The sequence below is a fragment of the Pedobacter sp. UC225_65 genome (genome assembly GCF_042698365.1).
Taxonomy (GTDB): Bacteria; Bacteroidota; Bacteroidia; order Sphingobacteriales; family Sphingobacteriaceae; genus Pedobacter.
In genome coordinates this window covers 131,991-155,429 of sequence record NZ_CP170550.1, presented here as the reverse complement: position 1 = coordinate 155,429, position 23,439 = coordinate 131,991, and the positions used below count along the sequence as shown (strand labels likewise).

The 23,439-nt window shown below is 38.2% G+C and carries 20 protein-coding genes and 2 pseudogenes; 12 read left to right on the top strand and 10 right to left on the bottom strand.

All coding sequences use genetic code 11. The features are described 5' to 3' along the window. Positions 1-110: 110 nt before the first annotated feature. From secDF to ACFJIZ_RS00780, 5 genes and pseudogenes are all read left to right on the top strand, one after another. Complete coding sequence (gene secDF, locus ACFJIZ_RS00800; protein ID WP_379089761.1) at positions 111-3,074, top strand: protein translocase subunit SecDF; 2,964 nt, start codon at positions 111-113, stop codon at positions 3,072-3,074. A 156-nt stretch (positions 3,075-3,230) separates the two neighbouring features. Continuing rightward, positions 3,231-4,529, top strand: a complete 1,299-nt coding sequence (locus ACFJIZ_RS00795; RefSeq protein ID WP_379089759.1) for an NAD(P)/FAD-dependent oxidoreductase — start codon at positions 3,231-3,233, stop codon at positions 4,527-4,529. A gap of 831 nt (positions 4,530-5,360) precedes the next feature. Further along, positions 5,361-6,211: pseudogene (locus ACFJIZ_RS00790) on the top strand (hydroxymethylglutaryl-CoA lyase). 188 nt (positions 6,212-6,399) lie between these two features. Then, a complete protein-coding gene (locus tag ACFJIZ_RS00785; protein WP_379089757.1) occupies positions 6,400-7,815 on the top strand; it encodes an aminopeptidase P N-terminal domain-containing protein in 1,416 nt (471 codons plus the stop codon). Between the two features lie 117 nt (positions 7,816-7,932). Beyond that, a complete protein-coding gene (locus ACFJIZ_RS00780; RefSeq protein WP_379089755.1) occupies positions 7,933-8,361 on the top strand; it encodes a GNAT family N-acetyltransferase in 429 nt (142 codons plus the stop codon). Between the two features lie 3 nt (positions 8,362-8,364). Here the strand turns inward: ACFJIZ_RS00780 and ACFJIZ_RS00775 are convergent, their stop codons facing one another. The 3 genes and pseudogenes from ACFJIZ_RS00775 to fbaA form a co-directional block, all read right to left on the bottom strand. Further along, positions 8,365-8,790, bottom strand: coding sequence for a GNAT family N-acetyltransferase (locus ACFJIZ_RS00775; RefSeq protein WP_379089753.1), 426 nt, complete (start codon positions 8,788-8,790; stop codon positions 8,365-8,367). Further along, entirely contained in the window at positions 8,756-9,262 is a 507-nt protein-coding gene (locus ACFJIZ_RS00770; RefSeq protein WP_379089751.1) for a low affinity iron permease family protein, read from the bottom strand. The genes ACFJIZ_RS00775 and ACFJIZ_RS00770 overlap by 35 nt, the downstream gene beginning before the upstream one ends. A gap of 145 nt (positions 9,263-9,407) precedes the next feature. After that, positions 9,408-10,486 (bottom strand): annotated as a pseudogene (fbaA, locus tag ACFJIZ_RS00765) (class II fructose-bisphosphate aldolase). Between the two features lie 153 nt (positions 10,487-10,639). On the opposite strand from fbaA, the gene accD reads away from it, so the two are divergent. Both accD and ACFJIZ_RS00755 read left to right on the top strand, forming a co-directional pair. Then, positions 10,640-11,485, top strand: coding sequence for an acetyl-CoA carboxylase, carboxyltransferase subunit beta (gene accD, locus ACFJIZ_RS00760; RefSeq protein WP_379089749.1), 846 nt, complete (start codon positions 10,640-10,642; stop codon positions 11,483-11,485). Positions 11,486-12,177: 692 nt separating this feature from the next. Beyond that, positions 12,178-12,573, top strand: coding sequence for a hypothetical protein (locus tag ACFJIZ_RS00755; RefSeq protein WP_379093815.1), 396 nt, complete (start codon positions 12,178-12,180; stop codon positions 12,571-12,573). 59 nt (positions 12,574-12,632) lie between these two features. Here ACFJIZ_RS00755 and ACFJIZ_RS00750 read toward each other — a convergent pair whose 3' ends face one another. Next, entirely contained in the window at positions 12,633-13,295 is a 663-nt protein-coding gene (locus ACFJIZ_RS00750; protein WP_379089747.1) for a hypothetical protein, read from the bottom strand. Positions 13,296-13,645: 350 nt separating this feature from the next. Between ACFJIZ_RS00750 and ACFJIZ_RS00745 the strand changes: the two genes are divergently transcribed. Together ACFJIZ_RS00745 and ACFJIZ_RS00740 are read left to right on the top strand one after the other, a co-directional pair. After that, complete coding sequence (locus ACFJIZ_RS00745; protein ID WP_379089745.1) at positions 13,646-14,404, top strand: P-loop NTPase fold protein; 759 nt, start codon at positions 13,646-13,648, stop codon at positions 14,402-14,404. After that, on the top strand, positions 14,364-16,142 hold the full coding sequence (locus ACFJIZ_RS00740; RefSeq protein ID WP_379093812.1) for a P-loop NTPase fold protein: 1,779 nt from the start codon (positions 14,364-14,366) through the stop codon (positions 16,140-16,142). The genes ACFJIZ_RS00745 and ACFJIZ_RS00740 overlap by 41 nt, the downstream gene beginning before the upstream one ends. Positions 16,143-16,186: 44 nt before the next feature. Here ACFJIZ_RS00740 and ACFJIZ_RS00735 read toward each other — a convergent pair whose 3' ends face one another. Both ACFJIZ_RS00735 and ACFJIZ_RS00730 read right to left on the bottom strand, forming a co-directional pair. After that, positions 16,187-17,086 (bottom strand): hypothetical protein, encoded by a 900-nt coding sequence (locus ACFJIZ_RS00735; RefSeq protein WP_379089744.1) that lies wholly within the window; start codon positions 17,084-17,086, stop codon positions 16,187-16,189. 172 nt (positions 17,087-17,258) lie between these two features. Further along, the gene (locus tag ACFJIZ_RS00730; protein WP_379089742.1) at positions 17,259-17,510 is read right to left on the bottom strand and encodes a helix-turn-helix domain-containing protein; all 252 of its coding nucleotides are present in this window, start codon (positions 17,508-17,510) and stop codon (positions 17,259-17,261) included. 311 nt (positions 17,511-17,821) lie between these two features. Here ACFJIZ_RS00730 and ACFJIZ_RS00725 point away from each other — a divergent pair, with 311 nt between their 5' ends. The 3 genes from ACFJIZ_RS00725 to ACFJIZ_RS00715 all read left to right on the top strand — a co-directional run bounded on the left by ACFJIZ_RS00725 (position 17,822) and on the right by ACFJIZ_RS00715 (position 20,078). Continuing rightward, the gene (locus ACFJIZ_RS00725; RefSeq protein WP_379089740.1) at positions 17,822-18,046 is read left to right on the top strand and encodes a hypothetical protein; all 225 of its coding nucleotides are present in this window, start codon (positions 17,822-17,824) and stop codon (positions 18,044-18,046) included. A gap of 89 nt (positions 18,047-18,135) precedes the next feature. After that, the gene (locus tag ACFJIZ_RS00720) at positions 18,136-18,444 is read left to right on the top strand and encodes a hypothetical protein (RefSeq protein WP_379089738.1); all 309 of its coding nucleotides are present in this window, start codon (positions 18,136-18,138) and stop codon (positions 18,442-18,444) included. An 899-nt stretch (positions 18,445-19,343) separates the two neighbouring features. Then, positions 19,344-20,078, top strand: a complete 735-nt coding sequence (locus tag ACFJIZ_RS00715) for an N-acetylmuramoyl-L-alanine amidase (RefSeq protein WP_379089736.1) — start codon at positions 19,344-19,346, stop codon at positions 20,076-20,078. Positions 20,079-20,607: 529 nt separating this feature from the next. On the opposite strand, the gene ACFJIZ_RS00710 is transcribed toward ACFJIZ_RS00715, so the two are convergent. From ACFJIZ_RS00710 to ACFJIZ_RS00695, 4 genes are read right to left on the bottom strand one after another with little or no spacing between them, the layout of a single operon-like run. Beyond that, positions 20,608-21,249, bottom strand: coding sequence for an AGE family epimerase/isomerase (locus ACFJIZ_RS00710; RefSeq protein WP_379089734.1), 642 nt, complete (start codon positions 21,247-21,249; stop codon positions 20,608-20,610). 2 nt (positions 21,250-21,251) lie between these two features. After that, positions 21,252-21,788: an AGE family epimerase/isomerase gene (locus ACFJIZ_RS00705; RefSeq protein ID WP_379089733.1), complete on the bottom strand. Its 537-nt coding sequence runs from the start codon at positions 21,786-21,788 to the stop codon at positions 21,252-21,254. 8 nt (positions 21,789-21,796) lie between these two features. After that, complete coding sequence (locus tag ACFJIZ_RS00700; protein ID WP_379089731.1) at positions 21,797-22,735, bottom strand: DUF4434 domain-containing protein; 939 nt, start codon at positions 22,733-22,735, stop codon at positions 21,797-21,799. A 4-nt stretch (positions 22,736-22,739) separates the two neighbouring features. Beyond that, positions 22,740-23,426, bottom strand: coding sequence for a GDSL-type esterase/lipase family protein (locus ACFJIZ_RS00695; protein WP_379089729.1), 687 nt, complete (start codon positions 23,424-23,426; stop codon positions 22,740-22,742). Positions 23,427-23,439 lie beyond the last annotated feature (13 nt).

Below are 23,439 nucleotides of genomic sequence, written 5' to 3'. Positions count from 1 at the left end.
TTAAACTTCCTTAATAAAATTACAATAAGAAGTCCTATTATTTAAAAAAATAATTAGATTTGCCGACTTGTTTAAAAAACAGCACTATAGAAAAAAATAATTACAAACAAATGCAAGGTAAAGGTTTTATTAAATTTATGGCAATACTATTGGGTATTGTCTGTCTGTATTCTCTCTCGTTTAATCTGGTTACATACAATGTAGAAAAAGACGCTAAAGCGTTTGCCAAAGGCGATGCAGTTAAGGAAAAAGCTTATCTAGATTCAATGGCTACCGTGCCAGTTTATCCAGTTTTAGGTTTAACCTATCAACAAGTAAAAGGTAAAGAAATTAACCTTGGTCTTGACTTAAAAGGTGGGATGAACGTTACAATGGAGATTTCATTGGCAGAGTTGACCAAATCTTTGGCCAACAACACTAGTGATGCTACTTTTAATCAAGCGTTAAAAAATGCGCAAACACAAATGAATGCTGGCGGAAAAGATTTCGTTACTTTATTTGTTAATGAATATGAGAAACTTGCACCAAATGGCAAATTAGCCGATTTCTTTGCTACGCAAGACAATACTGAGCAGTTAAAAGCCAATGCAAGCAACGAGGATGTTAAAAAATTCTTAAGTAAAGAAGGTAATAGTGCAATTGATCGTTCATTTACTATTCTTCGTAGCCGTATTGATGGTTTTGGAGTTGTGGCGCCTAACATGCAGAAACAAGAAGGTTCAAACAGGATCTTTATTGAGATGCCAGGTGTGCAAGACAAAGAACGTGTACGTAAATTATTACAAGGTTCTGCCGAACTACAATTTTGGCAAGTTTACCAAAATGATGAAGTTGTTGGTATTTTAGAAAACATCAACAAAACACTTGCATTAACCGTAAAAGATACTACTGCAACTGCAGTAGGCACAAATGCTGCAGACACTGCCAAAAAAGGTGGTAAGTTAGCTGGTTTAACCAAAGCTGCTGCAAAAGATACTACCGCAGCTGGTAAAAAAGCAGATGCTGCCAAAAACAATCCTTTATATAGTGTTTTAAGTATCCCTACTTATGCAGCCGAAAACGGACAACAAGCTTTACGTCCAGGTCCGGTTGTGGCATGGGTACTACAAAAAGATACAGCTAAAGTAAATGCTTATTTTGCTAGAGCTGAAATTAAACCTTTAATTCCGAGCAGTCTTAAATTTATGTGGAGCCTTAAACCAATGGAAGGCAGCAAAGTTTACGAATTGTATGCAATTAAAGTAACTTCTTTAGATGGCAGACCTGCCTTGGGTGGTGATGCGGTTTCTAACGCGATCCAAGGTTACGACCAAAAGAACAGACCAGAAGTAACCATGTACATGAACAGCGAAGGTGCTGCTAAATGGAAAAAGATTACTGCTGATGCTTCTGCTGATCCAAATAATAAAAAAGCAATTGCTATTGTTTTAGACAATACGGTTTATTCTGCACCAACTGTACAGAATGAAATTCCGAATGGTGTTTCTTCTATCTCTGGTAGCTTTACCTTAGAAGACACTAAAGATTTAGCCAACATCTTAAAGGCTGGTAAATTACCTGCTCCTGCTAAAATTGCTTCAGATTACGTAGTTGGTCCTTCATTAGGTCAACAAGCAATCGAAAGTGGTTTATGGTCGTTTGTAATTGCCTTTATCGTAATCTTGGTGTTCATGGCTTTATATTACAGTAAAGCTGGATGGGTGGCCAACCTTGCCTTGGTGATCAACCTCTTCTTTATCATGGGGGTACTCGCGGCCTTCGGTGCGGTACTAACCTTGCCTGGTATTGCGGGTATCGTATTGACCATTGGTCTATCGGTAGATGCGAACATTCTAATCTTTGAACGTGTACGTGAAGAACTTGCACAAGGTAAGAGCACAGCTGTATCGATCAAAGAAGGTTTTAAACATGCCATGTCTTCAATTATCGACTCGAACGTAACGCTATTCATCTTAGGTATCATCCTATTCATATTCGGTACAGGACCTGTTCAAGGTTTCGCTACTACCTTATGTGTGGGTATCGTTACTTCATTGTTTGCAGCGGTATTGATCTCGAGAGTAATCTTTGATAGCTTATTGAGCAAAAAAGCAAACATCTCTTTCGATAACAGTGTAACTAGAAATGCATTCAAAAATATCGCCTTCAACTTTGTTGGACACAGAAAGCTTTATTATATCATTTCATCATTGATCATTTTAGCCGGTATCGGTTTCTACGTTAAAAACGATGGTTTACACTTGGGTGTTGACTTTAAAGGTGGTAGAACATACATGGTGAAGTTTGACAAGCAGATGAACACCGAAGATGTTTCTAAAAAATTGGTAGAGAAATTTGATGGAGAAGAAGCTTTGGTTAAAACAGCCGGAACTGACAACTCGTTAAAAATCACTACACCTTTCCACATCAATGATCAAGATCAAAATGCTGATAAAGTTGTTGAAAGTGCTTTGAGAAAAGGTTTAGACGAAATGGGTGCAAAATACAGCATCGAAAGTTCACAAAAAGTTACCCCTACCATTGCTAGTGATATTATCTATGGCGCATATGGAGCAATCTTGTTCTCTTGTGTGGTGATGTTTATCTACATCTTGGTACGTTTCAGAAAATGGCAGTATGGTTTAGGTGCGGTAATCGCATTGTTCCACGACGTGTTGTTGGTACTTTCATTCTATACCATTTTAGATGGTGTATTGCCTTTCCCTCTAGAGATTGGACAAGATTTTATCGCAGCGATCTTAACGGTAATGGGTTATACCATGACAGAGACAGTTGTTGTATTTGACCGTATCCGTGAGAAATTGGCCGAAAGCGGTAAAGCAGATGTATATGGCGAAGAGCGCAATACATTGATCAACTTTGCTTTAAACAGTACTTTAAGTCGTACAATCCTTACGTCGTTAACCGTATTCTTCGTGTTAATGGTAATCTTCATCTTTGGTGGAGATAGCATCCGTGGATTTATCTTTGCCTTGTTGATCGGTCGTATCATTGGTACCTACTCATCGTTGTGTATCTCTACGCCTATCGTAATCGACTTGTCAAAAAACCAAGCAAGCAAAGCAGTTAAGTAGTTTAGCTTTTTATAAAATACAAAGCCCTGATAGTTTCGGGGCTTTTTTTGTTTCCTAGCATTTGCTAGACTGATGAATAAATCGTTGTTTCTTAAACTGGTTTAAGCTGTATTGGCTAAGGAACTTGCTATATTTGTTAAACTAAATGCCAGGCTCATGAGTTTATCAAGTATGGAAAACGGAAAACAAAAAATAGTTATTGTTGGCGGGGGTTTTGGAGGGATTGAATTAGCTAAGAAACTAAGAAATGCAAATGTAGAAGTCTACATTCTCGACAAGCACAATTACCATACTTTTCAGCCCCTGCTCTATCAGGTGGCAACGGGTGGTTTAGAGGCCGATTCTATTGCATTTCCAATTAGAAAGATATTTAAGGGGCAAAAAAACCTCACTTTTAGGGTTACTGAAGTAGAAAAGGTAATACCCGAAGAAAATAAGTTATTAACCACCATAGGTGCGATCCACTATGATCATTTGGTAATTGCTACAGGCTCTACCAGCAATTTCTTTGGGCAAGCTGAAATAGAAAGCAATGCAATGCCTATGAAATCTATACCAGAGGCACTTAACTTACGCAGTTTGATCTTACAGAACCTAGAAGCTTCGCTGATTGCCAAAGATCCACAAAGTGAAGCCGAACTGTTAAATTTTGTAGTGGTTGGTGGCGGACCAACAGGTGTAGAAACGGCGGGTGCATTGGCAGAACTGAAAAAACACGTATTAAAGAATGATTATGCAGAACTCGATATCCATAAGGTGAACATCTACCTGATCGAAGGTTCTCCAGAACTTTTGGGTGCCATGTCTGTACAGGCTCAACAGAAATCAAAAGATTTTTTAGAAGAACTGGGCGTAACGGTATATACAGAAGCCAGGGTACAATCGTATAATGGTAAATTGCTTTCGTTGGCCGATGGAAGAACGATTCCTTCATCTACCGTCATCTGGAGTGCAGGTGTAAAAGGAGTAGTATTGGATGGTTTGAGGACCGAAAGTGTTGTGCGTGGCAACCGTTTAAAAGTTGATCCAATTAATCGCGTTGAAGGTTATCAAAACATCTATGCCATTGGCGATGTTGCTGCCATGATCACCGAAGCTACACCAAACGGACATCCTGGGGTTGCCCCTGCTGCCATACAACAAGGTAAACTTTTGGCCAAGAACCTTACCAACATAATAGAAGGCAAACCAACCGAAAACTTTAAGTACTTTGATAAAGGTGCCATGGCCACAGTGGGTAGAAACAGAGCGGTTGTAGACATTAAGAAAATCCGTTTCCAAGGTATTTTTGCGTGGTTTACCTGGATGTTTGTGCATTTAATGACCTTGGTTGGCTTTAGAAACAAACTAGTGGTCTTTGTAAACTGGGTATGGAGCTATTTCAGTTACGACAGAGGAACGCGATTGATCATTAGGCCGTTTGTAAAAAGTCATGAGTCGGAAGGTCTGGAGTAGAGCGTTGGGAAGTCGGGAAGTCAGAAGTCAGAAGTCCGAAGTCCGAAGTCAGAAGTCTGGAGTTGGGAGTCAAGTAAGCAAATCGCTTGATGGAAGGTGTGAGCGGTAATATGGAAAATGGATTGCTTTACTTATGAACCAATGACTATTGAACCTCCTGATGTCAGTCTGAGCCTGCCGAAGACCAATCAACAAAATCAGTGGGATAGTTTTTAGTTGCCAAATAAGAAAATCGCTTGATGGAAGATGTAGGATGGAAAAAGGGAAATGGATTGCTTTACTAATGAACGAATGACCATTGAACCTACTGATGTCGGTCTGAGCCTGTCGAAGACAATGAACTAATAACACCAATGAACAGTTAACCAGTTAAACAATCGAGCAATTAAACCAATGTCAGTCTGAGCCTGTCGAAGACCAATCAACAAAATCAGTGGGATAGTTTTTAGTTGCCAAATAAGAAAATAACTTGACGGAAGATGTGGGATGGAAAAGGAAAAATGAATTGCTTTACTAATGAACCAATGACCATTGAACCTACTGATGTCAGTCTGAGCCTGTCGAAGACCAATCAACAAAATCAGTGTGATAGTTTTTAGTTGCCAAATAAGAAAATAACTTGATGGAAGATGTAGGATGGAAAAGGGAAAATGAATTGCTTTACTAATGAACCAATGACTATTGAACCTACTGATGTCAGTCTGAGCCTGTCGAAGACCAATCAATAAAACATTTCGACAAGCTCAATGTGACACTTTTAGTTTAAGTAATGAACGAATGATACCAATGAACAAATAACACTAATGAACTAGTGAACCAAATATCTGTAAAATGAAACTAATAGAATGCCCTCGTGATGCGATGCAAGGCTTACACGATTTTATACCCACTGCACTAAAAACTGAATACATCAATCTTTTATTAAAGGTAGGTTTCGACACCATAGATTTTGGCAGTTTTGTATCGCCGAAGGCCATTCCGCAATTGCGGGATACAACTGAAGTATTGGCCAATCTTGATCTAAGTGCCAGCAACAGCAAGCTACTTGCCATTGTAGCCAATTTAAGGGGTGTAGAAGAAGCAGTAAAACATCAGGAGATCAGTTACCTCGGTTTCCCCTTCTCTATCTCTGAAACCTTCCAACAGCGTAACACCAACTCTAGCATTGCCGAATCTTTGCATACTGTAGAAGAAATGCTGAATCTATGCGATAAGAACAATCAAACAGCTGTGGTGTACCTCTCTATGGGTTTTGGTAATCCTTATGGAGACGATTGGAATGTAGAAATTGTAGAGAAATGGGCCCAAGAATTGGTAAACAAAGGTGTACAGATCCTTTCTTTGGCAGATACTACAGGTGTTTCTACACCCGAAAGATCGAAACGATTTTGCCAGCACTGGTTAAAAAATTCGACAAAACAGAGATTGGGATCCATTTGCACAGTACACCCTTTACACGTTTAGAAAAAATAGAAGCTGCTTATAAAGCTGGCTGTACCCGTTTTGACAGTGCCTTAAAAGGTTTTGGTGGCTGCCCAATGGCCGCAGACGACCTTACGGGCAATATGGCTACCGAAGATCTGATTGCTTATCTACAAGGCAAGGGAGAAGACCTGAAGCTTGATATGGATAAATGGCAGGAAGCCATGTTGTTTTCTTCGCAGGTATTTAACGGGAATTAATATATTCAGGTTGGTCGAGAAATGCTTTCTCGATCCTCTTTCTGTGGATTTGTAATCCGCATTTAAAACCCATTGCTTTTAGTTGCCATAGCTACAAACCGATACACAATTGTAAAATGTTTTATATCAAAAATTTAAAGCATACAATTTGTTATATATTTAGCTATAGATAAGCTAACCTAATCCCAATGAAAAAATTTCTTGCCATCCTGGCGATGGTGCTACTGATGCAAAGCACATTTGCACAAGACTTTGAACCAACAGATTATTTTACCAAAGAGTTTCATGCAGGGCGTAGAGAAGCCTTGCGCCAACTCATGCCCGAAAATTCGGTGATGGCTATTTTCGCCTATCCTACACGTAATTTCTCAAATGATGTAGATTATCTCTATCACCAAAACCCAGACCTTTATTATTTTACTGGTTATAAAGAGCCCGATGCGGTTTTATTTATATTCAAGGAGCCACAAACCGACGATAAGGGTAATACTTATAAAGAGTTGTTCTTTGTACAAAAAAGGAATCCACAACAAGAGAGTTGGAACGGTAAACGCCTGGGTGTTGAAGGTGTTAAGGAAAAGCTGGGCATTAACATGGCCTTTAATGGCAGTGATTTTAAAGATTTCCCTATCAATTTTTCAAAGTTCAAGACCATCATTGCCAGTGCTCCAGCAGTTGGTACAGATGTATCAGAAACAAGTAAACTGAGTGGTTTGGTTGCTTCTTTTATGAAAAAAACGAATGATATGCCTAAAAATGGGCAAATGCATTTTAAATTAACCGGACAATTAAGGGAAATTAAAACACCGGAAGAAATTGTGATGCTTCGCAAAGCCATCGAAATTTCTTGCCAAGGTCAGAATGAAGTGATGAAAGCCGCCCATGCCAATATGAGTGAGCTGGAGATACAAGGGCTACATGAGTTTGTACACAAAAAATATGGCGCTGAAAATGTGGGTTATGGTTCTATTATTGGGGCTGGCGAAAATGGCTGTATTTTACATTATGTAACCAATACCAAAACCAAGGTAGGCAATACACTGCTATTGATGGATGTTGGAGCCGAATATCATGGGTATACAGCCGATGTTACCCGTACCATACCAGCCAGTGGTAAGTTTACCGAAAACGAAAAAGCAATCTATCAAATTGTGTATGATGCGCAAGAAGCTGCTTTTAAAACTTTAAAGGATGGCTCTACCTTTTCGAAAGCTAGTAGTGCTGCCAATGAGGTAATTGCCGAAGGTCTGTTTAAGCTTGGGATTATAAAGGACAAAAAGGATTTTAAGAAATACTATCAACATGGCCTTGGTCACCATATTGGCTTGGATGTACACGACAGGGCAAGTTCAAGCATCTTAAAGAAAAATATGGTGATGACCATTGAACCCGGCATCTACATTGCTCCAAACAGCGATTGTGACAAAAAATGGTGGGGTATTGCTGTACGCATTGAGGATGATGTGTTGATTACGCAAGATGGTTACGAGCTGCTCTCGCACTTTGCCCCAAGAAGCATAAGCGAGGTAGAAAAGAAAATGGCGGCCAAAAGTGCTTTAGACGATTTTAGCTTACCGCCATTAAAATCTGGCAAAACCAAATAATAGATAAGTTAAAGGGGTGGTCAAGATCCATCCTTTAATGCAATTCAACGTCAAGAGCAGTTGCAAGCTTTACGTTTCTATATTGGGGGCGAAATCTACATTTAAAAATCAAAAACCATGGACAAGCAATTTATCATTGAACCTTGCGAAAAGGAAAGTGCAAAAAAAATCATCGAAGGCATCAATACCTACAACCTCGGTAAGGTTGCTGCTCTAGCTGATGTTTGGACCCCCTTGGATTTTGTGATCAAGGACGAAAACGGCAATGAGATTGCAGGGATATTGGCTGGTATGGGGTATTGGAATGGCTTAGAGATCAAAATCCTTTGGGTAGATGAAACCTACAGAAATGAAGGATTAGGCTCAAAACTTCTAAACCATACCGAAACCATGGCCAAAGCAAAAGGTGCTACTATTTCTATGCTCGACACTTTTGATTTCCAAGCCGAGGCATTCTATTTAAAAAATGGATATGAAGTAGTTGGAGAAATCAAAAACTTCCCCAATGGGCACAAGAGAATCTATCTTTCTAAAAAGTTAGCTTAAAGGTTAAACTTTCTTCACCATTTTAAAGTGTTGGATACCCGCTTCTTCAAACTGCTCTCCTTCGGCCACAAAACCAAACTTGGCGTACAAGCTCATGGCATCTAGTTGTGCATTGAGGTAAATGTAACCTGCATCAGAAGGTAGATCATCCAAAGCAGTGGCGATCAAGGCTCTGCCTATGCCCTGCCCCCTAAAATCTTTGAGTACGGCAAAACGCTCTAACTTATACCCTTTTTCGGTTTTGCGCCACCGACAGGCACCACAAGGCTGATGATCAGATAGGGCCAGAAAATGCGTAGAAACATCTTCGTTTTCCCACTCCAGCTCTGGCGGGCAATTCTGCTCATCAACAAATACAATTTTGCGAATGGCAAATACTTTTTCCAACTCTTCTTTAGTTGTTGCTTTTTGTACGTGAAGTGTGTCCATCTTTTCTATCTCTTTTAGTGCCTTTAATTGATTTCAATTTTAATTCTGTCAATTCTTCTGCTGCATCTATAGAATGCGAGCAATGGATATCGGTTTCTTTTTTGGCCAGTGCAGATAAGGTAACATAGAATTTGTGCAGCTGGTCCAGCTCTTGTTCTGTAAGGTCTTCGATATCTACCATCCTGTTGCTGGCACGCTCGTGTGCGGCAATCAGTTCGTTAAGTTTTAACTGAATGGCCTTGCTGTCTTTGTTCTGCGATTTCTGGATCAGAAACACCATTAAAAACGTAATGATCGTTGTTCCAGTATTGATCACCAACTGCCAAGTTTCGGAGTAATCGAAAACGGGCCCCGTAACCGCCCATAACACCACAATAAAGGTGGCTGCCAAAAAAGCAAAAGAGCTTCCGGTAAATTTTGTAGCTGCATTGGCAAAACTTTCAAATAGACTGCTTTTCTTTTTGGTTTCCATGGATGTTTAATTGCTTAGGTATGATTAATATGTTTTATTGGATTGATGTGTTGAACAATTACAGCAAAAAAAAGCGTAACAAGTTAAATCTCGTTACGCCTTATGTTATCTTTAAACAGTTAGCTTAAGAAAATGTTTGCTGCTGCTACAATTTATCATTGGCATTGATGCAGTTCAGATCTTCGAAAGCAACGGTTAAACGTTTCACAAACTCTTCTTCGCCTTTGCGTAACCAAACACGAGGATCGTAATATTTCTTATTTGGCTTATCTTCTCCATCAGGATTGCCAATCTGCCCTTGTAAAAAGGCTTCGTTCTTTTTATAGTATTCTAAAATACCTTCCCAAAATGCCCACTGCATGTCTGTATCGATATTCATTTTGATGGCACCATAAGAAATGGCTTCTCTGATTCTTCTTGTGATGAGCCTGAACCACCGTGGAACACAAAATTAACTGGTTTCTCGGCACTTAGGTTAAATTTCTCTTTTACAAAATCTTGAGAGTTTTTTAAGATCACTGGTTGTAGTTTTACGTTACCTGGCTTATACACCCCATGTACGTTACCAAATGCTGCTGCAATGGTAAAACGATCGCTCACTTTGCTCAATTCTTCGTAAGCGTAGGCTACTTCGGCTGGTTGTGTATATAGTTTAGAACTGTCTACATCGCTGTTGTCTACTCCATCTTCTTCTCCACCTGTAACGCCTAGTTCGATCTCAATCGTCATACCCATTTTGCTCATGCGCTCTAGGTATTTTACACAGATCTCCATGTTCTCTTCAATCGGCTCTTCAGAAAGGTCAAGCATGTGCGAAGAAAATAAAGGTTTACCTGTTTCGGCAAAGAACTGCTCGCCATGTGTTAAAAGACCATCTATCCAAGGCAATAGTTTTTTAGCAGCGTGGTCTGTATGTAAAACCACGGCAACACCATAATGCTCGGCCAATAAATGAACATGTTTAGCAGCAGAAACGGCACCTAACACACAAGCGTTAAGGTTATCGTTGTTTAATGTTTTACCTGCATAAAACTGTGCCCCGCCATTAGAAAGTCTGATCATTACCGGCGAATTTACCGCTTTTGCGGTTTCCATTACCGCATTGATGGTATTGGTACCGGTAACGTTTACTGCTGGTAATGCAAATTGATGTTTTTTAGCCTGCTCAAATAATTCCTGAACGGCTGCTCCGTAAATTACGCCTTTATAGCCTTTTAAACTCATTTTAAATCTATTTTGTATGTTCCGAAGTTATAAAAAAAATCGCAAATTGCAGTATCGAGTTTGTAGTTTACGGTTTGATTTGATAATTGTATTTGCAAACGGACAACTCTAAAAAAAAAATCGTTTCTTTGTACTCGCATTTTTAAAAGTAACATGGCTTGGTTTAAGAGAGAAAAAAAAGGTATCAGTACCACAACCGAAGAAAAGAAAGAAGCACCAGATGGCTTGTGGAACAAGTGCCCAAATTGTAAAAAAGCACTGCATAGTGCTGATCTAATAGAAAACAGATATGTTTGTCACTACTGTGATTATCATTTAAGAATAGGCTCAAAAGAGTATTTTCAGGTACTTTTTGACAACAACGAGTTTACCGAACTTTTTGCCAACTTAACTTCTGGCGACCCATTACACTTTACAGATAGCAAACCTTATACGGATAGGATCATTGAAACTACGGCTAAAACCGGCCTAAAGGATGCCATTAGGGCTGCCCATGGCAAGGTTGATGGTCAGGAATTGATGGTGGCCTGTATGGATTTTGCCTTTATTGGTGGTTCTATGGGCTCGGTTGTGGGCGAAAAGATTGCCCGCTCTATCGATTATAGCTTGAAACACAAGGTTCCATTTTTGATGATCTCTAAATCTGGTGGTGCGCGTATGATGGAGGCTGCATTTTCTTTGATGCAGATGGCTAAAACTTCGGCCAAACTGGCTTTGTTAAGTCAGGCTAAAATTCCGTATATCTCTTTGTTAACGGATCCTACAACGGGTGGTGTAACGGCTTCGTACGCCATGTTGGGCGATATTAACATTGCCGAACCGGGTGCTTTGATCGGCTTTGCCGGACCTCGCGTTATTAAAGAGACGATCAAAAAGACTCTACCTAAAGGGTTTCAGACATCGGAGTTTGTGCTGGAGCATGGCTTTTTAGATTTCATTGTGGATAGAAGAGAGATGAAGGCTAAATTGGCTACTTTTTTAAAGATGATGAAGAACTAGTTTATTGGTTCATTAGTTCATTGGTATCATTAGTTTATTTGTATCAATGGTTCATTGGTATTGGGCTACTCTTAAAATATATAGAAGCAGGGTTGAGTATATCAGTCCTGCTTTTTTGTTTAGGTTGTTTTGTTTACCACATAGACGGTTTTGTCATGCTGAGCGCAGCGAAGTATCTCCTTCCAACTATTTTTAACCATTAAGGAATTAAGTAAGATTAAGTTTAGGTGACTAGTTTTTAAACCACCTAGAACACATAGAAAATTCGGCATTAACAATTGCTTAGGTTAACTAAGATGTCTTAGGTGGTTAGTTTTCACCATCTAAGACGGCTAAGAACAGCTTAGGATTGTAATGCTGTTAAGAAGCTTTGTCACGCTGAGCTTGTCGAAGCGCCAGCTAGTTCTTCAATTTAAACCATTAAGGTATTAAACAGCTTTGTCATACTGAGCGCAGCGAAGTATCTCCTTCCAACTATTTTTAACAATTAAGGAATTAAGAAGGTTAAGTTTTTAGTGGTTATTTTTTCACCATCTAAGACAGCTAAGAACAGCTTAGAGGTAAATCTATGTGTTACTATGTGCCTATGTGGTGGTTAATTTTCACCATCTAAGTCACCTAAGAACAGCTTAGGGTTTGTCATGCTGAGCGCAGCGAAGTATCTCCTTTCGATTGTTTTGAAACATTAAGGAATTAAGAAGATCAGCTCGGTAGTTGCAGGTGCAAGAAGTATAGTTGCAGGCACAGGAAGTATAGTTGCAGGTGCAGGAAGTATAGTTGCAGGCGCAAGAAGTATGGTTGCAGGTGCAAGAAGTATGGTTGCAGGTGCAAGAAGTATAGTTGCAGGTGCAGGAAGTATAGTTGCAGGCGCAAGAAGTTTGGTTGCAGGTGCAAGAAGTATAGTTGCAGGTGGAAGAAGTATGGTTGCAGGCACTAGGTACTTAGACAAACTTAGGATAACAATGGTTATGGTAATAATTGTTAAGCCGCAACTAGAAGAAATTAAAAGAGACGCTAAAAATAAGCTTACTGTAAAAACAATAAGGGATGATTGTTTTTGTTTAAAGTGGAATGTCTCTGATGGCTAAAGACGCAATCTGTTTATAGGCTGGGTTACTGGCGCCATAAACCGATTTTACATAGCTCTTTACATCTTGTGCGGTGGCGGGCAGACCATTTTCGGATCGTACATGGTTAGGTTGCGCTTTACACGGGTATTGCTTAACAAGGTGGTGGCGGAGGCTACCTTAGCATTGTTGGCCTTTAGGGTGTTGTACAGTACTGTTAAGGTTGCCGCTTTTAGTTCGGTTTCGTTGGGATCGTAGTAGGGTATGCTCTCTAACAGCTTTACCATTTTATCAAAGGTATCTAAGCGGTTATCAAAACTTTGTTGCGATGCCGATACTTGCTTAACGGCTTTATCCCTAGCGGCCTGCTTGGCTTTCAGCTCTTCGTCTGTTAAAACGGCCGATACTCTTGTGCCCTGTAGTTTTTTGTTAAAGCTTACCATGCTGGCAATGATCTGGCTGGTGGCCTCTGTTGCTTTTAGGGCATTTACCATTCTGGTGCCTAGCTTGGGCAATTGGCTAAAGGCTGCTTCGCGATCGCCAATGGCATTGTCATAGCTAACCAATGCGGCATTAACTGCGGCAACTGCTGTTTCGGCGGCTTTGGCCTTGTTTTTTAGGTTGGGCAGTTTAATAGAATCTCTGGTGGGTTTGTAGTCTGGCCCATAGTCTTGAACAAAAGAGACCAACTGCATAAAATTGGCCACGTTTTTGGCGTGCCCTGTTTCTGAAATTGATGGCATAGTTGTGTTTTTTAAGGTAAATTTTTGTGTTAATTAGCCTTAAGGTAAACAATAAACCATACTGCTTGCAAATCTGCTAAACGACTGTTGAAACAGCCCTAACAACTGTTTTGACCATATTTTACCCTACCAACATTAATTTTAGTAAAGGTTGTTGGTTATTTTGTTAAAGGTTAATTTTTTAATTAATAGGTATAGAATCGAGTGGTTTTGATAGGGGAAAAAATATTGATTTTTTTGTTGGGGCTTATTAAAGCATATAGATTGAACAATATTTTTATCTTTAAATGGCATTATAAATATTCATGCTTTCTAATTTTTGTATATTGGATTGACTTAACGACCATCAATTGAAATTTATAAACAAAAAGCAGATATTATGGGTAATTGTAATTGCTGCTATCCTCACTTTTTTTAAAACACCAATCCACAATTTTCTTAACTTTTTTATTGTAGAGCCACTTTTACAAGATTTTGAGTTAAACACTTTTGGTGAGTTGTTTTTATTAGCCATACTTGTTAGCTATAGTGTTTGGGCAACACAAACAATGGAGAAACCGCTTCTTATTAATATTTCGATAATTGTTTTAACATTTTATATTTTTCAAAGATTTAATGAAACATGGAATTTTGCCCCATTTTCCATTCTTAATTATAAAGAAGGCTTAAAATATTGGGATTTTATAGTTATAGGTATTGTATCTCCAAGTATGTTTTGTTTTTTGATTGAAGAAGATGACCAAAAAATTGTTTTGGAGGACCCTAGAGGATTTGTTAGTGATAATCCCGTAGATAAAGTCGATGATGACCTTTTTGGCAGAAATAATGTTGCAAAGCAGATTGCTACCATGATTACACACACCAATAGCAAACGTTCATTTGCTATTGGAATATTAGGGGAATATGGAAGTGGTAAAACATCGTTTCTAAATTTAATAAGTGGATCTATGCCACCGAATAGTTGTGAGAAATTAAGCTTTAATCCTTGGACTTCGGAAAATGCAGAATCTATTCAAAAAGACTTTTTTGATATGTTGGCAACTAAACTAGCAAAACTAGAGTCCAAGAATAACTTCACTTATATACTCCTATTCAAGAAAACTAAGTAGCACTGATGAAAATTCAAAGCGGTGGCTGAATAGGATTGGGTTATTTAATGATTTTCAAAAAGGTATAATTTCAAATGACTACGACAAAATCAATGATATTTTAAAAAGAACTAATAAAAAGATTCTAATTATAATAGATGATATAGATCGTTTATATAACGAAGAAGTTATTGAAGTATTAAGAATTATTAGAAATACAGCAGATTTTGCTAATGTATTTTACTTGGTAGCCTATGAAAAAACTTATGTGCAAAATGCTATTAAATCATTAAATGACCAAAGTGCGTCTAATTATCTTGATAAAATATTCCAGGTTGAGATACCTTTACCTAAGCGAGAACAAGATGCGCTAGTTGATTTTTTAAAAGTAAAAATCAATACTATTCTGTCAGAAGAACATTTTAAGATTTTAGATGAAAGGATTATCCCTCTAGGTCTAAAAGACCCATACGAAGAATCGTATGCACAAATATTTAGACATTCAAGAGATGTTATAAAATTTGTAAATGGGTTTAAACTAGTTTATACATTAATTGGAGATGAAGTTAGTTTTGAAGACCTTTTTGTTCTTGAGTTGATTAAATTTAGGTTTCCATTAGTTTATGATGTTATTTATGAAGAACAAGATACTTTACTATATCTAAAACCTTCAATGGCTAGCCATGATGAGTTTTTCTTAGTAAGACAGGAAAAAAAGGGGGACGACATGTTTAATATATTTGATATATATATTGAACAATCCGGCCTAGTTAAAAAAAATGAGTTAGAGCTATTATGTACATTATTTAATAGATTATTTAGTACAGGCAATTTTCATCGTCCTGCTTTTAAAAATGGGATTTCATATCCATTATATTTTGAAGTTTTCTTTAGACAAAGGTTGTCTAAATATGACTTATCTGATAAAGATTTCAAAATTGCATTACAAACTAATAAAATCAATAAATTTATAAACGATTGCGTTACGAAAAATCTACATGATGCAATTTTAACTAGGCTCTTACAAGAAGATATTGTAAAAACATCAAGAGACTATTTTGAAAATATTGTAATGGCCCTATTTTATCTAGGCCCTAGATATATTTTAAAAAAATCAACTAGTTCATTTCCTTACATTCAATTATTGGATAAGATTATAGATTATTCTGGATTAATTGCAAAAAATTTTTATAAAAAAGATGAAGATGAATACAGAATTTTTATCAGAACTTTTTTTAAAATGGCACAACCACCATTCCTTTTTGAAAGTCAATTAATATATCATATTGTAGAAAGTAAAAGACCATTCATTATCTCGACCAATGAATTGATAGAATTTCAGATTCAATATTTTAAAAGTATCGTCGAAACTTTACATGGTCTAAATGAAAATGCAGTTTGGCTTTTTTGGGGCATTAGAGAATATTATGAATTAGAACATAAAACCGAAAAAAAAAGAAATTGGAAATTTGTTCCTGATGTAATCCCAATTCTTATAAAGGCATTAAAGAAAAATAACATTACACTTTTTTTAAAAAATACAATTGAAAGAAATATATGGGAAAATGAAATGGCATGTATAAACAAGCACATTATAGAAATGTTCGAAACCCCACAAGAATTTAGACAAATTGTAAATGATAATATATATATCGATGATGCTATTAAAAAGGAATATATTGAGTTATATGATGCCTGCGAGAAAATTAACTTTAGTAAAATGGTAAGTTTTACGTTTAAAACTGAATTAAAAAAGTAGACTTATTGACGTTTAGGCTAAAAACACTATATATTAATAGTTTATTAATTTTCAAATAAACTACCTTGCTTAGGTCTTTTTATGTGTTCGTCAATAGATGTTACTGTATAGGAGTGATTAGTATATGCGTCTATTTGCGGGTGTAAATGCTGTACAATTTCAATAGAACCTATTAGAGTATCACCTTTAGCAAAACTTTCTCCTTTGTCAATATATTCATGAAAAAGGTCATCTTTTATTTTTGCAGTTATTTTATTGCCATCAAGTAAGAACTCCCATTTCTTTTTTTTATCGAATGAAAGAGATAATATATTAAGTGATACTTTATTCTTTATTAAAGTTCTTGAAGTCTCACTTGTCGTGTAATCTAAATCAGAAATACTACTTATTTCATCTGCATCAAATTCAATTTTGGTTTTATTGATATTATCAATTATATCAAAGTTTTTAACCTCTGTATCATTGTTCAATGTTTCAAATTCTTTAGCTAATGCAGTTTGTACAATTGGTTCCTTATAAATATTATAGATATTTTTTGTAATTATAAATGAATTATTCTCAGCATTTTTAATTGTAATGTAATCGCCTTTAGAATTGACCTCTTCTGGTTTTTTACCTTTTAGCCATTTTGCCAACTCAAAAACACCAGTAATAGTTGTTGCTATATTTGCAACCAAAGAAATGTTATCTTTAGTAAAGATATCATTTAACTCAAGAGCTTGTGATGTTTCAATAATAAGATTAACGATAAAAGAGCCCGGTTCAAAAGCCTTTATTTTTACCTCTAACTCTCTTCCAGTTGCCAAGCTTTTATTAATTTCCTGTACTATTGTTGAAAAATGAATTATACTATTAATCAAAGTATTCGCATCAATCTCATCTGCATTAGTTCCAAACTTCAATTTTAAATCATTCATTGTTGCATTAGTGCTTTGAGAGGCCATTATCACTTTATTAATTGTATTTATAATTTATATCTATTTAATCCAATATAAACAAAATACCGCTAAACAACAGGAACTTAACAAAATATACTTAGCAATTAATATCTTATAGACTATTACGAAGGATTACTCTTTTCTATATAGGAAAAAGGAGCTACTTTATATTACTCTTTTAAAGGCCTGTTTTATATTGCACGTATAAGTATCTGTCTATTACCTCTTCTAATGTTTTATTCAATGCTTTACAAACTTCTAATAAGGTAGAGAGCATATAATCTTTTCTTGCATTCTCAATCTTGCTGATTTTAGCCCTATTTACACTGCACCGACTAGCCAATTCATCTTGAGTCCACCCTAGTTCAATTCTAAAGAACTTAATATTTGCACCGATAACTTTATATAAATCGTGAAACTCTGCTTTCATAAAAGAAAAATCGGACAATATTAAAAATAATTTAGTGTCAATATTGACACAATCATTTTTTATTTATACATTAGCCTATATTTTTTAGTAAGATATTATAAGAGTCTTGCGGTCACAATTCTGAAGCCGTTAACGCAAGTCAGCAGATTAATATCCACAGCTATATTGCTATATGCTATATTTGCATATTAAATAGTTGTGGGCTCTGCTGTAAATCCGTGTTAACGTTAGGCTTCAGAAACTTTAAGGTGACCACGGTATGTAGAGCCCACAGTTATTACATCCATCGAGACTCGTAGAACATACGAGCCATGAAACAATTCATTTTCTTAAAAAAACTTTTTGGGTTATTTGGCATTAAAGCCAAAGATGGCCTTGCCGCAGACGAAACTTTTACAGAAGAACGTGGGATAGACTTTGTAATTACTACTTATGGCCTGCACTCTGCCCAGTATAAACAATTGGTGCAAACGTTACGGTTGATCCAAAGTTTTGGTGGGGATGAAATGGGCTTTGAGGTACTGAATGTGGATTGAAACTTTAAGAGGGGCGTTTCAATTTTAATTTAATTACATGGGGATGCTTTGCTAGGCCCAGCATGACAACAATATAAAACCTATATACTATGGAAACATTATTGCAACAACTAAACTACCAGCCTACGGGCCTAACCGACGATGAGATTGCACACCCCGAGGATGCATTGGGCAATATTTTTTATACCCTGCCCCTGCATGTTGCCCGTGCCAACATCAGGTTGTTTTACCAGGCTTGGGTATTGCACAACGCCCCTACTGCCGATGCACAGGACACTACAGAGATGTTGGCTTTTGTTAATGGGTTAATTAACCTAGTTGAGCTGAGCTATGTGGTTGTGCATAGGCATGAGCAGGTTGAAAATGCCATGGTGTTTGTGGGTAAGTATAGTGCGTAGTGGTTTGGTTTGAACATTAAGTTTTAGGTGGTTTGTTTTTCACCACATAGGAACACCTGCCTGCGGTAGGCAGGTAGGTCACATAGAAAATTGAGCAGAACAAAACTTAGGTTAACTAAGGTGTCTAAGGTGGTTAATTTTCACCATCTAAGACAGCTAAGAACAGCTTAGGATAAATCTATGTGTTACTATGTGCCTATGTGGTTTTTTATTGGCTACATGGGGATGCTTCGCTAAGCTCAGCATGACAAAAGGCTAGGTGGTTTATTTTCACCATCTAAGACACCTAAGAACAGCTTAGGGATAAACCTATGTGTTACTATGTGCCTATGTGGTTTTTTATTGGTTACATGGGATGCTTCGCTAGGCTCAGCATGACAAAAGGCTTAGGTGGTTAATTTTCACCATCTAAGACACCTAAGAACACCTTAGGTAAATCTATGTGTTACTATGTGCCTATGTGGTTTTTTATTGGCTACATGGGGATGCTTCGCTAGGCTCAGTATGACAAAAGGCTTAGGTGGTTTATTTTTTACCATATAAGATAGCTAAGAACAGCTTAGGGTAAACCTATGTGTTACTATGTGCCTATGTGGTGTTTATTTTATTGGTTACATGGGGATGCTTCGCTAGGCTCAGCATGACAAAAGGCTTAGGTGGTTATTTTTTACCAGCTAAGAACACCTTAGGCAAATCTATGTGTTACTATGTGCCTATGTGGTTTTTTATTGGCTACATGGGGGTGCTTCGCTAGGCTCAGCATGACAAAAGGTTTAAAGAATTGGGGTTGGTGGTTGGCAGTTTACGCTTGAACCAATGAACAATTGAACCAATGAACTAATGAGCAATTGAACTAATGATACTAATGCTTATATTTAAGCAATCAATCTCTTTTAATTATGAACAAGCTATTCCTTTTTGTATTAACGTTTACTTTTTTTAACCATTTTGAGGCGAAAGAAAGCCTGCTTTTAAAACCTAAAGCTGTTGTGGTATGGCAACCATCGCACCAAACGGATACCGGCAAAGATTTTAGTGAGGCCAAAACCTGCAATGGTATTGTTGAAGCGGCCATGGCCAGCAAACCTAAGCTAAAAGAATTTAAGGTATGGAGCTTAGACCAGCCCAACCTACACCATAACAACCAAGGTAGCAATACCATTATTGAGCATACCACAGCTGTTATTGATGGCAAAATATCTGGTTATGCTTATGAACTGATAGAATCTAACAAAAGGAAACCTGATGTTTTTATTGCTGTACACAACAACGGTGGCACCAAGCGACATGCGATCTGGGGTTTTATACATGAAGGTGATGCCTATGAGGCCGAAAACAGGGTGCTGGCTGCCCGATTGATCGCTGCAGTTAGTGCGGCTACAGATTTAGAAAACAGGGGTGTGCAGTTAGACAGCTCTACGGGTAGAAACGATTATACTTGCAAAAGCACTGGCAAAAGGGGTTTTTATAGTCTTGACGAAAATGTAAATACGGCAAAATATAGGGTACTGCTAGAGGTGGGCGACAATGGTGTTAGTAAAGACTTTTTGGAAAACCCTGCCAACCAGAAAAAAATGGGCGAAGCCATTAAGGCTGAACTGGCCAAATGGATGGCAGAAAAAAACTTGGATTAGCCATAGTTCTTGTGGAGAAAATAAAAAAAATTTGTCCTTCGACAAGCTCAGGATGACACTGGTTCATTGGTTCAATTGTTCATTAGCATCATTGGTTCATTGGTTCATTGTCTTCGATAGGCTCAGACTGACAACATGTATTACAGAACCTAGGTTAGCTTTAAAAACAAGGGCCAAACGATACATCCTTCGTTTGACCCTTACCAACTTATTATTTATTATTTATTTGCAAAAAGATTTACTTTTTCGGTTTTAGCTTTAAAACAATCTCCAGCCTTAGCAACCCCTCTTCGTTCCACTCAAATCGGCCTTGGCCTGTTCGGCTTGCACTAATTGGCCAAACCACTCTCTTTAAAAGAACAGGGCGCAGCCGCGGCTTTTTATTTATAAATCCTTATAGTTTTAGAGGTATAAATGAGCTTCGCTATCGCTACGGTTTTGCATACTTTTTTCAGCTGCTGGAAAAAAGTTTGTCCGCGAAGCGACAGAACCACTAATGTATGGTAGAAACTAATTCTACTCTAAAAAGCTAACGCCCTACAGCCTCTAGACTATGTTTGGTAGCCTGTAAAGTTTTATAAACCTGCAACAAAGCCCTAGGCACATGGAAAGCACATTTCCACTTGCCACCTTTTAAAGGCAACAGCACTTCGCCTTTGCGGTTAAGGTAACCATACCACTCGCCATGTTCTGGATCACGGAAATTGGCCCAAGCGTAGGTATGTAGTTTTTCAAACCATTGTTTACAGTCTTCGTTACCTGTTAATGCATACCCTTTGGCCATACATACCAAGGCTTCGAGGTGTACCCACCATAGTTTTTGGTCCCACTCTAGCTGTTGCACAGGATGCCCCTTTACATCCATAAAATAGAAGATGCCTCCATGCTCCTTATCCCAGCCATAATTTAAACTGTGGAGTGCAATTTCTGTAGCTCTTTCAATTAGTTTTTGGTCGTTTAGCCTTACGCCTAGATCCGTAATAAACCACATGGCCTCGATAATGTGTCCCGGATTGATCAAACGGCCATCGAATGAATCTGAAAAAGAACCATCTAACTGCACGTTTTCTAAGATCAGGCCACTTTCTGGATGGTAGAACACTTCCATTACTTCGTGTATCACGTCTTTCAATAGGTCATCTACCAGTTTTTTATCCAATAGATGCTCCATCTCTAAAGAAAGATTGCTGAGATCATGGGTAGGGCAAAGTTTTTTAGGCTACGTGTACCGGGATAGGCCTTATTGTATTTCCCCTTTGGGTTATCTCTACGTTTAAGGATGTTAAAAAAGGTGGTTTTGGCTATTTCTGCATAGCGCTCTTGTGGATCTACCTTGTACAGGGCGGCAAAGGCCATACTTGCAAAACAGTCTGAAAAGATATTGTAAGGTTGTACCAATGGTTTCCCGGCTTGGTTTAGGGTAAAGTACCAGTTGCCTTCTTGGTCCCTTCCATTTTTTTCTAAGAAATCGGCACCGTGTTTGGCCATTTCCAACCATTCTGGTCTGGCCTCTTGTAGTTTGTACAGGGTTGCAAAGGTCCATACCTCACGGGCCTGCAACCACATGAACTTATCGGTATCGAAAACGTTTCCGTAACGATCTAAACAGTTGAAATAGCCCCCATATTCTTCGTCTTTGGAATATTTCATCCAAAATGGCATTACATTTTCTATTAATTCTTTCTCGTAAATTTCACTATAGTTCTTCATCGTTGCGATCAAATTGTCAATCCTTGTAGGTATTCTTTATATCTGTTAAATAAATGTCCGGCCTGGGCATAGGCCGACTGTGGACTCATAAAATGAGAAAATTCAAAGGTGATGGCCTTGTCGTAACCGGCTCTTCTGGCAGCCTCTAGCTTGAGGCGAAGTTTTTCAAATTTGATGGGCAAAAATTTGATGGGCATATCTCTGTCAAAACTTTCGGCATTGGTCCAACATTGCAGGCCATATTGATCGGCCAGTTTTTTGTTTACGGCAAAAAAGTCGTCCAGTTCGTGGTAATCGATATGTCCATCTTGAAAGGCAACGGCATCTACAGCACCGCTAATGCCCTGAAAAATATCTCCCCATTCTTTTTCGTGCTCTTGTAGCGACACTGAATCTTGTTTAGATAGTTGTGCTGAAGCTGCCATTACCGCTTTTTTACCATCGATCCATGGCGATATGAAGGTAGGCAGTCCGTTGCTTACGTCTTTACATTGCTGCCCCAACGTGCGGAAAGCTTCTGTAGCACCTTTGGTACCTCTGCTGATCTCCATGCTCAGGTACCAGCCACCAAAACTTTTGTAATGGCCGTATTGCTTCCATACTTCATCGATCACATAACGATTGGCATCTATTTCGTGGTTCATGTCTCCGGTATCCCAATATTTGCCACTATCGTACAGGCCGAAATAAAATTTCATGCCGTACTTATCTGCCAGCTGCAGGTACAGTTCTACCAAGTCTACAGGTGGTTGGTAACAGCCGTGTTTTTGTTGGAGATATAGAGACGGATAGGTAATGAACCTACGGTAGCCACTTCTGATCAGGATCACGGTATCTATACCAACCGATTTCATGTGTGCAAAATCGCGGTCCCACTCTTCCCTGCCCCAATTTTGGTGCGGAATATCGTGCGAGATCTCGTCTATAAATGTTCCGGTAATTTTCATACGGTTACAGGTATTTTTTCTTTTTTAAATAATCTACCCAAAGCACATAGGCCGGCGGGTTGATGTGGATGCCATCGATGGTCAACTCTGGTTTCATGTTGCCTTTGCCATCGTTAAATACTTCGTGCAGGTTGATAAAGGTGAGCTTGTATTTGTTGGCAATGGCCTTGATCTTTTCGTTCAGTTGCACAATCAGGTGGCCTTTGTTTTTAAGATAAGCTGCCTTTAGGATCTCATCGTTCATGGGCAGTACGCTTTGCAGGTACAAGGTGGTTTTTGGCGAGTCTTTTATAAAGCGCTTCACGATCTTTTCGTAGTTATCTGCAATAACAGAAACGGGCAGGTTACGGCCAATATCGTTGATGCCGATCAGCAGAAACAGTTTGCTGGGCTTACTGGCAACGATCGGTGCCAGCCTGGCCAATACACCAAAAGTATTGTCGCCACCTATGCCCCTGTTCATTACCACTTTGCCGGGCAGCAGCTCGTGCCACATGCCGCGTTCTGTAATGCTGTTGCCTAAAAATACAATGGCATTTGGCGTTTGTGGAAGCGTAACGAACAGTTCCATACGGCCTTGGTAATAGGTATTGTTGTAACTGCTATCGATCTTCACCTCTTGGGCATTGACCAATGAAGCGGCAAAGGTGCAGCAGCTGAATAGGGTGGCGAATAGGTAATTTATTTTCATCTTGTATGGTATT